The organism is Pseudomonas reinekei (assembly GCF_001945365.1).
Taxonomy (GTDB): domain Bacteria; phylum Pseudomonadota; class Gammaproteobacteria; order Pseudomonadales; family Pseudomonadaceae; genus Aquipseudomonas; species Aquipseudomonas reinekei.
Genome location: NZ_MSTQ01000005.1, coordinates 382,312 through 395,510 on the forward strand (window position 1 = coordinate 382,312; position 13,199 = coordinate 395,510).

Below are 13,199 nucleotides of genomic sequence, written 5' to 3' on the forward strand. Positions count from 1 at the left end.
CAAGCTTTGTTGTGCTTTGGTCGCAAGGTCGCCCATTTGGCTGATGGCACTAATTAGAAAAAACAAATCAAAAAGCCATTACATGGCCATCACTCCCACCTATAATGCCGCGCCTTCGTTATCGCGATACGGCATTTAAGCTCCTTTTTTTATGAGGAATTGGCAGGACGCCCGCGCGCCCGTCAGTGGGTCTCCATCAGCCCGACCAGCAAGTGCGGCTGCTCAAACTTTCAGGGAAGAAACCCCCATGGCATACCGCGCCCTTGCTTTGATTGCGCTCTGCGCCGTCACCTTGTTGTCCGGCTGTTCGGTTTTTCGCAACTATGACGCCGAGCTGGCCCAAACCAATCAGCAACTCGCTTCGGGCAATGTCGATGCCGCGCTGAGCCTGCTGGAAAAGAACAACAACGGCGCCGATAAAGACCTGCTCTATTACTTCGAGAAAGGCGAGTTGCTGCGCGCCAAAGGCGATTTTTCCGGCAGCCAGATTGCCTGGAGCAGCGCCGATCAAGTGGTCACCCAATGGGAAGACTCGGTCAAGTTCGACTCGGCCAAGTACCTGGCCCAGTTCGGCAGTTTCCTGGTCAACGACAAAGTCCGCCGCTATGAAGGCTACGACTACGAAAAGGTCATGCTGACCACGCAAATGGCCCTCAACCTGTTGGCAGCAAATGACTTCGACGGCGCACGCACCGCGATCAAGCGGACGCACGAACGCGAGGCGGTGATCGCCGATCTGCGCGACAAGGAATACCTCAAGAGCGAGGAAGAGGCCGAGAAGCAAGGCATCACCACACAGTACAAGGATTTGCAGGGTTACCCGGTTGCCAGCCTCGATGCGCCGGAAGTGGTCAGCCTGAAAAACAGTTACCAGAGTGCGTTCAGCCACTACCTGGCCGGCTTCGTCTACGAAGCCCTGGGTGAGAAAGACCTGGCGGCACCGGGCTATCGCAAAGCGGCCGAACTGCGCCCGAACACCCCGCTGCTGGAACAGGCGCTGGTAAACCTCGACAAGCCAGGCGCCAGGAACGATGACAGCGACATCCTGATCGTCGTGCAAAGTGGCCTGGCCCCTGCCCGAGACTCGATCCGGGTTCCCCTGCCACTGCCTATCAGCGGCAACGTGGTGATCACACCGCTGTCGTTTCCGATCATCAAGCCTGACACCTCGACCGCAGCAATCGCCCAGATCGGCGTGGACGGCCAGCAGCTGAACCTGACCCAACTCAATAGCACCACCGCCATGTCCCGCCGCGCCCTGCGTGACGACATGCCCGGCATCATCGTGCGCACCACGGTTCGCGCGGTCACCCGTGGCGTGGCGCAGAAGCAGATCAACGAAACCAACCCTCTGGCAGGCCTGGCAGTCGGTCTCACCTCCGCGGTCCTTGAGGGTGCCGATACCCGCACCTGGCGCACGCTGCCGGACAACACCCAGGTGGTGCGTCTGCGCTTGAAGAAAGGTGAGCACCAGGTGTCGCTGCCGAGCGCAGTGGGTGGTTCGGTGATCAAGGTCAACATTGACCAGCGTTACCAGGTCATCAGTCTGCGTGCCGTGGGCAATCAGGTTTTCGCCGGTGGTGTCGCCGCCCAAGTGATCCCTCGTGTCAGCCCGAACGCCGTCGCCAGCCTCACCCAACCTTAAGAACGGAGTCTTCCCATGCGATTCAAATTCATCGCCGTCCTCGGCCTGGCGCTGCTGGCCGGCTGCGCCACCCCGCCACCACCGGAGCCGGGCAGCGCCGCCAGCAAAGTCGTGGCGCAAGGCAAGCTAAAAAACATCGTGGTCGGAGCCATGCGCGTCGCGCGTGAAAACGGCTTCATGACGGTCAACGCTCAACTGAGCAACACCAGCTTCAACAACAAGACCTTCTACTACCGCTTCGCCTGGCTCGGCCCTGAGGGTTTCCCGATTGCTGAAGAAGAAGTCTGGAAGAGCCAAATGATGTACGGCGAGCAGACCCGCTTCATTCAAGCCATTGCGCCGACCGCCAAAGCCGTGGACTTCCGTCTGGAAATCAAGACGCCGTAACGCCACCCAACCTATCGCAGTTCCAGAGAGCACTCCCATGTTTGCACGCTTTTCTTTCATCGCCGTCATCGCCCTTTTGGCCAGCGGATGCGCCAACACTTCGCCGACCCTGGGCAACAAGAACATCAGCTACGGCAATACCAAAGCGGTTGAAACCGTGACCAACGAGTTCGGCTCCACCGACTTGCAAATGATCGCCGAGTCCATGACCCGCTCCCTGGCCCAGTCCGGGATTTTGCAGGGTCGTCCGGTGGTGCAGGTCTACGACGTGAAGAACAAGACCAGCGAGTACATCGACACCCGCGAGATCACCACCAGCATCAAGACCCAACTGATGAAAACCGGTACCGCGCGCTTTGCCAGCGACAACACCCAGATGCAGAGCCAGGTTGACCAGCTCAAGCTGCAGAACCAGAGCGGCCTGTACAAGAAAAGCACCGTGGCCAAGACCGGCAACATGATCGCCGCCCAGTATCGCCTCGAAGGCTCGATCAGCTCGATCGTCAAGCGCAGTGCCGATTACAAAGACGTCTTCTACAAATTCAGCCTGCAATTGATCGACGTTGAAAGCGGTCTGGCCGAGTGGATGGACGAAAAAGAGATCCGCAAGACCACGGAGCGTTAATCAATGCGCGCATGGATTGGCATGATGGCTTTGGCGGGCGCGTTCAGCGTGCACGCGGCGCCGAAAGTGGCGGTGACGGACCTGGCGTACCAGGAGCGCGTGGAACAATACATCCACATCGTCTCGGCCCAGAACAACTTCCAGGCAAACCGCTACAGTGCCAGCGGGTCTTCGAGCTACAACGAGATCGAAGCCACCAGCAGTTACATCGAGCAGGGTGAGCTGCGCAAATTCACCGGCGACATCAAGGGCGAAATCCTTCGCACCGGCCTGTTCCAACTGGTGCAGGGCACGCCTTACACGGCGTCTTCCAAGGGTGACGTGTATGACGTGATCAAGCGGATCAAGGCCGGTCACTTCAAGGGCGCCGACTACGTGCTGTTCGGCACCGTGTCGGACATCGATTTCACCCGCGATGTCACCGAACTGGCCAACACCGACAGCCATTCCGCTGTGCTGGGGTTGTCCCTGGTGGCCGATTTCAGCCTGATCAACACCCGCACCTATGAAATTACCTCAGCCTTCACGGCGATGGGCGAAGGCCAGGACACCAAACTGGTGAATGGCCGGGACATCAAAGTCTCTCTGAACCGCCCGCGCGTCGTGCGTGAAGTGTCCAGGGCATTGGGTGAGGATGTGGCTGCGCAGTTGAGCCAACAGCTGGGCGGCGGGAGTGAAGAACAGCCTGGGCAAGCCAGACAGCGCAATAACCTGCCGGCGGATACCGCGCCGGTGATTCTGCGCTGATGCCCGATACGAAAAAGGCGCCCTGAAAAGGTCGCCTTTTTTGTGCCTCACGAGCGGTACGGGGGAGGCTTTATGTGGCGAGCAAGCTCGCTCGCCACCATGGAACGCCTTGGTTTTAAACCGCGGCTTTACGCAAGGTTGCCATGAACGCCGCCGCGCCAATGAAAAGGCCGGCAAAGGTACGATTCATGCGTTGTTGCTGCTTGGGTGTGCGCAACAGGCGCAGCACTTTGGAGGCCAGCCCGGTGTATCCGGCCATGACGATCAGATCGACGCAGATCATGGTCACACCGATGATCACGTACTGGATCAGCAACGGCGCGTGCGGATCAATGAACTGTGGCAACACCGCCAGCATGAACACCAGCGCCTTGGGGTTGCTGATGTTCACCAGGAAGCCACGGAACACAAGCGCCATCGGCTTGCCAATCTGACGCACCGCCGCGTCGTCGCTCATGTCGCTGGGCAGCGCGCGCCATTGTTTGATCGCGAGAAACACCAGGTACGCCACACCGAACCATTTGATCGCATAAAAGGCCGTGGCTGAGGCGGTAAGAATTGCGCCGACACCGGCACCCACAATCGCAATCTGCACCGCAAGACCCAGTTGCAGACCGAGGGCGTTCCAGTAACCGCGCCAGAAACCGTATTGCAGACCGCTGGACATCGACGCAATGGCACCGGCGCCTGGGGACAGACTGATCACCCAGCACGCGGCAAAAAACGCCAGCCATGTTTGAAGCTCCATTGCACACCTCGACTCAGACTCGTGACAGACATCTAAGCTAATGCGGCTTTGGACCGATGACTATCGATTTTTTGTAGGACTTGGCGACTGACGACCAACGATTGCGCCTACTTCTCAAAACCGCTCGACGGGAAAACATCCGTCCCGCGCCAGCGCCGCACCGAGCGCTGGAAGAACAGACTGTTCGGTACCTGCACCATGGCGCTGCCGGTGCCGAGCTCTTCGGCCTCGATCAACGTGGTGTAGAGGAGATTGATCGCCACCACCCGGCCCTTGACCCCGGGTTTGTCGGTGGTATCCACCAGTTCGACCACATCGCCAAGGCGGAACGGGCCGACGGTGAAAATCAGGATCGCGCAGAGCAGGTTCGACAGCACGCTCCACATGGCGAAAAACGCCACCGCCGCGACCGCGACAAAACCGGACAACGCGGTCCAGAGCACCGTCGCCGAAACCCCGAGGCGCTCCAGGACGAAAATCAGCGCACTGCCCATGATCAGCCAGCGCAGGCCACCGCGCAGCGGCATCAGCAGCTGTGGCGGAAACGGATAGCGCTCACCGAGGCGAGTCAGGCACTTGGCGACGAAACGCTGGGTGATGTAACCGGCCAGCAGGATCAGCAGGATTTGCACGCCGAGCAAGATCGGCTCGACCCACATGGCCGGCAGCGGCAACTTGAAGGCGTCCATCAGGACAGCGCCTCCAGCTCCGCCTGCATGCTTTCGAGCAGTTCCAGCGCTTCCATCCAGGCCTCTTCCAGCTCTGCTTCACGCACCTTCAACCTGGCTTGCTCGGCCAGCAGATCGCGCAGGTCGTTCTTGCGTGCCGGCTCGTAGATGTCGCTGTCGCCGAGGCTGGTATCGATCTTCGCCAGCTTTTCGTGCAGCTTGCCCAGTTCAGCTTCGAGTTTTTCCGCTTCGCGCTTGTGCGGCGCCAGTTGCTGCCGCAACGCAGCAGCGGCCTGACGCTGGGCTTTCTTGTCGGTCTTGTCCGGGTTGACCGGGCTATTGCTGACCGGCGCATTGCGCTGGCGATAATCCACCAGCCAACGGGTGTAGTCCTCCAGGTCGCCGTCGAACTCTTCGACCTTGCCATCCGCTACCAGATAGAAATTGTCGGTGGTGCTTTTGAGCAGGTGACGGTCGTGGGAGACCACCAGTACCGCGCCACTGAATTCCTGCAGGGCCATGGTCAGCGCCAGGCGCATTTCCAGGTCCAGGTGGTTGGTGGGTTCGTCGAGCAGCAACAGGTTCGGTCGGTCCCAGGCGATCAAGGCCAGCGCCAGGCGCGCTTTCTCGCCACCGGAGAAATTCAGCACGGGCTCGTCGATCCGCGCACCACGGAAGTCGAAACCGCCGAGGAAATCGCGCAGGGTCTGCTCGCGCTCGGTCGGCGCCAGTCGCTGCACGTGCAGCAACGGGCTGGCCTTGGAGTCCAGCGAGTCCAACTGATGCTGGGCGAAATAACCAACGACGGTGTTCTCGCCACGGGTCAACCGACCCGCCAGCGGCGACAACTCACCGGCAAGGTTTTTGATCAGGGTCGATTTACCGGCACCGTTCGGGCCGAGCAAGCCGATCCGCGCACCCGGGGTCAGCTGCAGCTTGACCTTCTCCAGCACGGCTTTGTCGCCGTAACCCAGGCGAGCGTCGGACAGGTCGATCAGCGGGCTGGAGATCTTCTGCGATTCACGGAAAACAAAATCGAACGGCGAATCGACGTGGGCCGCGGTCAGCTCTTCCATCCGCTCCAGCGCCTTGATCCGGCTCTGGGCCTGGCGGGCCTTGGTGGCCTGGGCCTTGAAACGGGCGATGTAGCTTTCCATGTGCGCACGTTGCGCCTGCTGCTTCTCGTAGGCCTGCTGTTGCTGGGCCAGACGTTCGGCACGGGCACGTTCGAAGGCGCTGTAGCCACCGCGATACAGGGTGATCTTGCGCTGATCAACGTGGGCCACATGATCGACCACGGCATCGAGGAAATCCCGGTCGTGGGAAATCAGCATCAAGGTGCCGGGATAGCTTTTGAGCCACTCTTCAAGCCAGATGATGGCGTCGAGGTCCAAGTGGTTGGTCGGTTCGTCGAGCAGCAGCAGGTCCGATGGACACATCAAGGCCTGCGCCAGGTTCAGACGCATCCGCCAGCCACCGGAGAAATCCCCGACCTGACGATCCATCTGCTCGTTGGTGAAGCCCAGCCCGGCCAGCAACTTGCGCGCCCGGGCGTCGGCGGTGTAACCATCGGCGCTGTCGAGCTCGGAGTGCAGGCGGGCCTGCGCGGCACCGTCATGGGCCGCTTCGGCTGCCGCCAGGTCACGTTGCACCTGGCGCAGGCGCAGGTCGCCATCGAGCACGTAGTCGACCGCCAGGCGTTCGAGCGTGTCGACCTCCTGGCGCATGTGGGCGATACGCCAGTCGGCCGGCAGGAAGCAATCACCCGAGTCCGGGTGCAGCTCGCCCCGAAGCAAGGCGAACAGGCTCGATTTGCCGGCGCCGTTGGCACCGATGAGGCCGGCTTTCTGGCCGGCGTGCAGGGTCAGCTCGGCGTCTTCTAGCAGACGTTGCGGGCCACGCTGTAAAGTCAGGTTCTGAAGTCGAATCATAATGGCGGCGGAGTCTACCAGCTTCGCTCGCAACTGGCGCGAGTAGCACTATGTCCTCTGACCTGTGGAGCTTTTCCCTGACCACTTATGCCCGCCCGGGCGTGGAGCAGGCGTGCCTGCAATTACAGGCGACGGGCGTCAATGTGTGCCTTTTGCTGTGCGCGGCATGGCTGGGCGAGCGAGGCATTGCCTGCAACGAACAACGCTTGCAGCAACTTCGCAACGTGGCCCGGACCTGGGACGCTGATGTCGTGCGACCGCTACGGGCGTTGCGCATGCAATGGAAAGACGCGGCCGCGAAGGACGCCGGGTTGCGCTCATTGCGCGAACAAGTGAAGACGCTGGAGCTGGAAGCCGAACGGCATCTGTTACAGCAACTGGAGCGATCGGCGCAAAATTGGCCGCAAGAAGAGACGACCGATCTATCGGCCTGGCTGGAAGGTGTGGCGGCAGACGCCGCCGACCTCGACCGCAACGCGCTGCATCAGCTGCGCGTTGCGGTAACCGGCACTTAGGAAGCGCTGGTTGGGGTGGTGGTTGCTGCACTCGGAACAGTGGCCGGCGTTGGCGCTGGCGAAGCTGTCGAGGTGGTAGCCGTCGAAGCAGGTGCTGCGGCTGGAGCCGGGGTGGCTGGCTTGGCAACAGGGGCAGTCGCTGGCTTGACAGCAACCGGCTTTTTCACGGCTGGTTTGGCGGCTGGTTTAGTAGCAGGTTTGGCCGCTGGTTTTGCAGCAGGTTTGGCTGCGACTGGCTTGGCAGCGGGTTTGGCTGCGGCAGGTTTGGCTGCACTGGCAGTGGCCGGTTTGGCAGCAGCGGCAGGCTTGGTAGCAGCCGTTTTAGCGGCTGGTTTAGCCGGTGCTTTTGCAGCAGGTTTAGCCGCTGGCTTGGCTGCGATTTTAGCCGCAACCGGTTTGGCTGCCGGCTTGGCAGCAGACTTCGCCGCGGCGGTTCGGGCAGCAGGTTTTGCGGCGGTTTTAGCGGCCGGCTTGGCAGCGGGTTTTGCGGCGGTTTTTACCGCAGGTTTTGTTGCTGGTTTTGCTGCAGCGGTTTTCGCCGCGGCAGGTTTTGCAGCTGCGGTTTTTGCAGCAGCAGGTTTGGCAGCCGCAGTTCTTGCAGCAGGTTTAGCGGCTGGCTTGGCAGCAGCCGTTTTAGCGGCAGGTTTCGCAGCAGGCTTGGCGGCGGCTTTCACCGGAGCTTTGGCAGCCGGTTTGGCGGCAGACCTGGCCGGTGCTTTTGCAGCAGCCGGCTTGGCAGCGGCTTTCTTCGCAGGGGCCGCAGCGGGCTTGGCCGCACGCAAGGACAACGCCTTGCCGACAGCCTCTTGTACACGACCAATGCCCTGCGCCAGTTTCAGGCTTTCCTGAGCGTCGCGCTTGAGTTGCAGAATGTAGCCACGAGTGTCCGACTGGCGCTCTTTGAGAGCATCAAGCAGGTCTTCGAGTTCTTTAACTCCATCCTTGGCTTTGGCCTGTGCCTTGGCCTTGCCGGCCGCCGCAGCGTCCTGCAATTTGGTACGGGACTTGTGCAGTTTTTCCTGCGCTTTTCCGCGCTGCTTTTCCAGCTTGGCGAGCAATTTTTCAGCATCAGCCAAGGCTTCGGAACAAGCGGTTTCCAGATGCTCGAGCAAGCTGCCCGAGAGTTGTTGAAGCAGGTGCAACGGAGTGTTTACTGGCTTCTTGGTGGCCGACATGGTTTACCTCCTGGCTGAAGTGAGTTGCGGCTCATACTAGACCTCTGCTGCAACTGCCGCTAGGGCATGTTGACACTATCGAAAGCGGTGCGTTGCAAACCAACGAAAATCTTCTTCATCGACGCAAAAAGCAGTTCACCATTCAGCCTGTTCACACTGGCATAATCGCCCGCATCTCAGGTCGGAGAGTGCCCATGTCGCGCTACTTTTTTTTATCGTTGTGCGTAGTTTTTTCCGTGTCCCAGGCCGCAGAAAAAAACCAGGAAAACGACGCCCACGATCTCGCTTACAGCCTCGGCGCGAGCCTCGGCGAACGCTTGCGCCAGGAGGTTCCCGACCTGCAACTCAAGGCGCTGGTCGAAGGCCTGCAGCAAGCCTACCAAGGCAAACCATTGGCACTGAAAGACGAACAGATCGAGCAGATTCTCACCGAGCATGAAGCGCGGGTGGCCACGCAATCACCGGCACCGCAAAGCGAACTGGCACTGGAAAACGAGCAACGCTTTCTCGCCGCGGAAAAAGCCAAACCCGGTGTCCGGGAATTGGCCGATGGAATCCTGCTGACAGAGCTGGCCCCCGGCACTGGCGCCAAGGCCGGACCGAACGGCAAGGTGCAGGTTCTGTACATCGGCCGCCTGCCTGACGGTTCAGTGTTCGACCAGAACAGTCAGCCGCAGTGGTTCAGTCTCGATAGCGTCATCAGCGGCTGGCGCAGTGCATTGCAGCAAATGCCGGTCGGCGCGAAATGGCGCCTGGTGATTCCTTCGGCGCAAGCCTATGGAGTGGATGGTGCCGGTGACCTGATTGCGCCTTACACGCCCCTGGTGTTCGAGGTCGAATTACGCGGCGCTACCGGCTGAAAGCACAATGAAAAACGGCGTGCCTGGGCACGCCGTTTCGGGGGCTTGCGGGGAGCGATTCAGGCCTGGACCGAATCGGTTTCCTTGTGAGCGGTGTGCAGCACTTCGATCAGGCAGTCCTCCAGTTCGAAGCGCTCATGCAACAGGCCGCCAAGTTCCTTGAATTTCTCCGCGACACACTTCCCTTCATCACACAGGTCGTTGAACGCGAGAAGTTTCTCGGTGATGACATCGATGCGCGGGTAAATGGTCTCGGCAAGTTCCAGACCACGCTTGTCGTTGAAGGCCTTGGCCTCGCCCGTCAGCTGTTCGTAGATCTCGAAGTGCCCGGCGGATACGTAGTCGACCAGCACGCCGCAGAATTCCTGCAAAGGCTTTCGGTTCTCACCCAGCGCTTCAGGTTTTGCACCGAGCTTGTCGTAGGCGTCGATCAGCTCTTTGCGCTCCTGCAACCAGCGATCGATCAGCAGATGCACTCCACCCCAGCGTTCCTGAGCATTCTGACAACTTTCGAGCATGGTGATCTCTCTTCCCTTGTGGGTCAGCTGCTCTATGCCCGCTCGCCTCTTGTAATGGGCGGTCAGGCAGAGCGTCATCGAGCAACATGATTCCAATGACACGTGCGGGCCAGATTATGCCCGCACGACTGTGGCTTCAAGGTACGCAGGCGATAAAGTTCATACAAGTGTTTAATCACCCACCAGGGCCCGGTGCGACGAATCGCCGCCGAGCGGTCGCTGCAAGCTGTTGCGCACAAGTCGCAATAACTGAAATATCCCGAAAATCATCATCGCCATGAAGAACAGCAGGCTCCATTCGGGCAGGCTCAGGTCGAACAATGTCCAGGCGATTTGCCCACAGTCAATCGTGCCCTTGAACATCAGTCGCACGACACACGACCAGGGCGCGCTGGCGAACAGGTCAGTCAGATCCGGCACGCAGGTCGATAGCTGACGCGCCGGGTCGCTTTGCAGCAAGACCTGCCGCCACGCCGTCACTGTGCCGGCCAGACTGCAAGCAAGACCCAGCAACCAATACAGGAACGACCCCAGGCGCCCCGGACCATGCACTGCCGCGATCAGGCAGACGCCCATCAGCAACGCCAGGCAAAACCGCTGCAACAGACACAACCCGCAAGGCTTGAGGCCGACGGCGTATTCCAGGTAGTAAGACACGCCCAGCACCAGGGCACCCGCGATGAAAAGCGTAAAAAACAAGGAGCGTGAACAGGCCAACGACATGGCTTTTCCGTAACAATTAAGGACAGACAGCTACGGTAGAGGAAAGCGCGCCAGCCTTTCAAGGCAGGGGGACAGCGACACTTCAGCAGGAACGTAGGGAATTCCCGACAGGAGTTAGAGGATTGGATGTAGTCGCTTGTAGGACTCTGCTTAAGTTGCGACAGGAAGACAAAAACAGGGTGATTTTCGCCACCCTGAGCTGCCTTCCGTGCAGCTTCCTGTAGGGGCTGCTCCTACAGCGTTAAACCATCAAGCGCGAGCGAGGACCGGCAACGGAGCCGCCAACAGGCGCTCATCCAGCATGCCCAGGCCTTCCTGGAACAGCTGATTGCTGCGTTCGGTGTCGCCCATTTGCGCCAGCAGCCGCGCCAGCTCGGCACAGGCTTCCGGGTTGCGCTGCACTCGCAGACTGCTTTCCAGGTAGTCCCGGGCCTTGCCCCACAGGCTGGCTTGCAGACACAAGCGCCCCAGGGTCAGCAACAGGCTCGGATCGGCAGGATGTTCCTTGAGCCAGCTTTCGGCGAGTTGTAGCTGACGCGCCGGATCACTGCCACGCACCAACCCGTAGAGGCGCGCCAGATGGCTGTCGTAGCTGCGCTTGAGTGCAGTGCGCAAGACGTCTTCGGCCTCGGCCTGAGCGCCGAGTTGGCGCAGTTGCTCGGCGTAAGCCAGCACCAGTTGCGGTTCCTGACGCTGAGCAGACGTCAGCTGCTGCCAGGCGCGTTCGAGGGCCTGCAAACCGACGGCTCCATCCGCGTCCTGATGCGCTGCCAGGGACAGATTCTCACCCCAGGCGCGGCGCTCCAGTTCAGCCAGTTCGGCCTTGGGCAGGACTTTATCCTTGCGCAACTCAGGCAGCAGGCGGATTACCGCCGACCAATCGCCCCGTTGTTGATGCAGGCGTTGCAACTGGCGCAGCGTCTGCGCGTTATGCGGGTGACGCTCGTGCATCGCTTGCAGGGTGGCGAGGGCACCCTCGGTATCGCCACGGTCGGTCTGCAATTGCGCATGACTCAAGGCTATCGCCAATTCGGCCTGAGGTTGACGCTCCAGTGCACGCTCCAGAAGGTTGTCACTCTCTTCGTAATGACCCTGTTCGTTCGCCGCGCGGGCAGCGCCGAGGTAGTACAGCAGCGGTTGACGCTCGGCTTCCGCGGCGCGATGCAGATGACGCTGCGCACTGGCCCAGCGACCTTCGGCCAGGTCCAGTTGCCCGTGCTCGATGGCCACCTGTACCCGACGACTGCGATTGCGCCGCGACCAAGGATTGACCACGCCGCTGGATGTCATCACCAACTCGATCAACGCCTTGATCCCCCAGAACACCAGCCAGAGCACCGCCACCAACGCCAGTGTGGCCCACAGGCTCGACTCGAAGCGGAAGCTCTTGTAAGCAATCAGCACGTAACCGGAATGCTCGGCGATGGCCAGACCCAGTGCGGCCGCGGCCGCGATGACCAGGAACACGATCACATAGAGGCGTTTCATGGGGTAGCCTCCTGCGCGGCATTCGCAGCAGGCTTGGCCAGCGGCTTGACCGAGTCCTCGGCATTGACGTTACGCCGTTCCAGATAACCTTGCACCGCACTCAGGGTGCCGGTCAGGTCCGGGGTGACCACGGTGACTGGCTGCTTGCTGAGTTCGGCCACCTGCTCGAGCATCACTTTGCTCTGCGGGTTGTCCGGGTTGAAGTTGCCCTTGAGCACATCCCGCGCCTCGTCCAGCGCTTGGGTATACACCGCGGCCTGACCATTGAGCGCAGCCCATTGCGCCTGCTCCAGCGCCAGGCTCAGCGCCAGCCGTACTTGGCTCAGGCTCTGTCCGGCCAGCAAGGGACGGACATTCTTGTCGGCGTTGAAATCGATGCGGATGTAGCGCGAAATCTGCTCCCACCATTGTGCCCAGCGGCTGGCGCCGTCGCCATCGGCAGTCAGCCCCAGCAGGGATTCGCCGCGATCCTTGTACTCGGGCGCGAGCTCGGTGAGGCTGATGACCTGGTCACGCAGCGCTCCCAGTCGAAGGAACAAACCGGTGCGATCCGGCTGCTCGGTGCTGCGCAAGGCCACCAGGGTTTTTGCCACTTGCTCGCGAGCGGCGAAGGCACCGGGGTCATTCTGTTCGCGGAGAATTTCGTCGGCGCCTTGCACCAACGCCTGGGCGCTGCTGATGTCCTGCAATGCCGACAATCGAAGACTGGCCAGACGCAATAAATGCTCGGCCTCGGCCAGACGCCAATCCTTGCGGCTCGCGCCGAGGATCGTTTCCAGGCGTTGATTGAGTTTCTGTTGATCCCCCTGCAACTGGACCACCAGGCGGCTGCGCTCTTCCAGCACATCGGCGCCCGGCAGTTGCTCCAGACGTGCACTCAAGCGTTGTTCATTGAGCTTCAGGCTTTGCGCCTCGTCGCCCAACGCCTGCACCTGGCTCAGTTGCTGTTGATGGGTCGCCTGCAGGTGACGCACCTGCCAGACACCCCATCCACCGACCGCGACACCGGCGGCGCCCAGCAGCAGCGCGACGATTGCCAGCCCATTGCCTCGGCGCTGCTCTGCAGCAGGGGGAAGCGGCGCTTCATTAACAGGCACATCAACCGGCGCATCAAGCACAGGCCGCGAGTCATCTTTAGGCAAGGCTGTTTCGCTCACGTATCCATCCTT

14 protein-coding genes are annotated in these 13,199 nt (G+C 60.8%); 6 read left to right on the top strand and 8 right to left on the bottom strand.

Annotated elements, in window-relative coordinates; all coding sequences use genetic code 11:
* Positions 1–247 precede the first annotated feature (247 nt).
* From BVK86_RS10855 to BVK86_RS10870, 4 genes are read left to right on the top strand one after another with little or no spacing between them, the layout of a single operon-like run.
* Entirely contained in the window at positions 248–1,645 is a 1,398-nt protein-coding gene (locus tag BVK86_RS10855) for a COG3014 family protein (RefSeq protein WP_075946437.1), read from the top strand.
* Between the two features lie 15 nt (positions 1,646–1,660).
* Positions 1,661–2,032, top strand: a complete 372-nt coding sequence (locus tag BVK86_RS10860) for a YcfL family putative periplasmic lipoprotein (protein ID WP_075946438.1) — start codon at positions 1,661–1,663, stop codon at positions 2,030–2,032.
* Positions 2,033–2,069: 37 nt separating this feature from the next.
* Complete coding sequence (gene lpoB / locus BVK86_RS10865) at positions 2,070–2,657, top strand: penicillin-binding protein activator LpoB (RefSeq protein WP_075946439.1); 588 nt, start codon at positions 2,070–2,072, stop codon at positions 2,655–2,657.
* A gap of 3 nt (positions 2,658–2,660) precedes the next feature.
* Entirely contained in the window at positions 2,661–3,404 is a 744-nt protein-coding gene (locus tag BVK86_RS10870) for a penicillin-binding protein activator LpoB (protein WP_075946440.1), read from the top strand.
* 115 nt (positions 3,405–3,519) lie between these two features.
* Here the strand turns inward: BVK86_RS10870 and BVK86_RS10875 are convergent, their stop codons facing one another.
* The 3 genes from BVK86_RS10875 to BVK86_RS10885 all read right to left on the bottom strand — a co-directional run bounded on the left by BVK86_RS10875 (position 3,520) and on the right by BVK86_RS10885 (position 6,751).
* Entirely contained in the window at positions 3,520–4,152 is a 633-nt protein-coding gene (locus BVK86_RS10875) for a LysE family transporter (protein ID WP_075946441.1), read from the bottom strand.
* Between the two features lie 107 nt (positions 4,153–4,259).
* On the bottom strand, positions 4,260–4,841 hold the full coding sequence (locus BVK86_RS10880) for a mechanosensitive ion channel family protein (RefSeq protein WP_075946442.1): 582 nt from the start codon (positions 4,839–4,841) through the stop codon (positions 4,260–4,262).
* Positions 4,841–6,751, bottom strand: coding sequence for an ATP-binding cassette domain-containing protein (locus BVK86_RS10885; RefSeq protein ID WP_075946443.1), 1,911 nt, complete (start codon positions 6,749–6,751; stop codon positions 4,841–4,843). The genes BVK86_RS10880 and BVK86_RS10885 overlap by 1 nt, the downstream gene beginning before the upstream one ends.
* Before the next feature lie 50 nt (positions 6,752–6,801).
* On the opposite strand from BVK86_RS10885, the gene BVK86_RS10890 reads away from it, so the two are divergent.
* Positions 6,802–7,266 (top strand): TIGR02444 family protein, encoded by a 465-nt coding sequence (locus BVK86_RS10890; protein WP_075946444.1) that lies wholly within the window; start codon positions 6,802–6,804, stop codon positions 7,264–7,266.
* On the opposite strand, the gene BVK86_RS10895 is transcribed toward BVK86_RS10890, so the two are convergent.
* Positions 7,263–8,441, bottom strand: a complete 1,179-nt coding sequence (locus tag BVK86_RS10895; RefSeq protein WP_075946445.1) for an AlgP family protein — start codon at positions 8,439–8,441, stop codon at positions 7,263–7,265. The two genes, BVK86_RS10890 and BVK86_RS10895, sit on opposite strands and share 4 nt — an antisense overlap.
* A 194-nt stretch (positions 8,442–8,635) precedes the next feature.
* Here BVK86_RS10895 and BVK86_RS10900 point away from each other — a divergent pair, with 194 nt between their 5' ends.
* Positions 8,636–9,301, top strand: a complete 666-nt coding sequence (locus BVK86_RS10900) for an FKBP-type peptidyl-prolyl cis-trans isomerase (RefSeq protein ID WP_075946446.1) — start codon at positions 8,636–8,638, stop codon at positions 9,299–9,301.
* A 59-nt stretch (positions 9,302–9,360) separates the two neighbouring features.
* Here BVK86_RS10900 and BVK86_RS10905 read toward each other — a convergent pair whose 3' ends face one another.
* From BVK86_RS10905 to BVK86_RS10920, 4 genes are all read right to left on the bottom strand, one after another.
* Entirely contained in the window at positions 9,361–9,819 is a 459-nt protein-coding gene (locus BVK86_RS10905; RefSeq protein WP_075946447.1) for an Rsd/AlgQ family anti-sigma factor, read from the bottom strand.
* 171 nt (positions 9,820–9,990) lie between these two features.
* Positions 9,991–10,542, bottom strand: coding sequence for a disulfide bond formation protein B (locus BVK86_RS10910; RefSeq protein ID WP_075946448.1), 552 nt, complete (start codon positions 10,540–10,542; stop codon positions 9,991–9,993).
* Between the two features lie 249 nt (positions 10,543–10,791).
* Positions 10,792–12,030 (bottom strand): heme biosynthesis protein HemY, encoded by a 1,239-nt coding sequence (locus BVK86_RS10915; RefSeq protein ID WP_075946449.1) that lies wholly within the window; start codon positions 12,028–12,030, stop codon positions 10,792–10,794.
* Positions 12,027–13,187, bottom strand: coding sequence for a uroporphyrinogen-III C-methyltransferase (locus BVK86_RS10920; RefSeq protein WP_075946450.1), 1,161 nt, complete (start codon positions 13,185–13,187; stop codon positions 12,027–12,029). Before BVK86_RS10920 ends, BVK86_RS10915 begins: the two co-directional genes overlap by 4 nt.
* Positions 13,188–13,199: the final 12 nt, after the last annotated feature.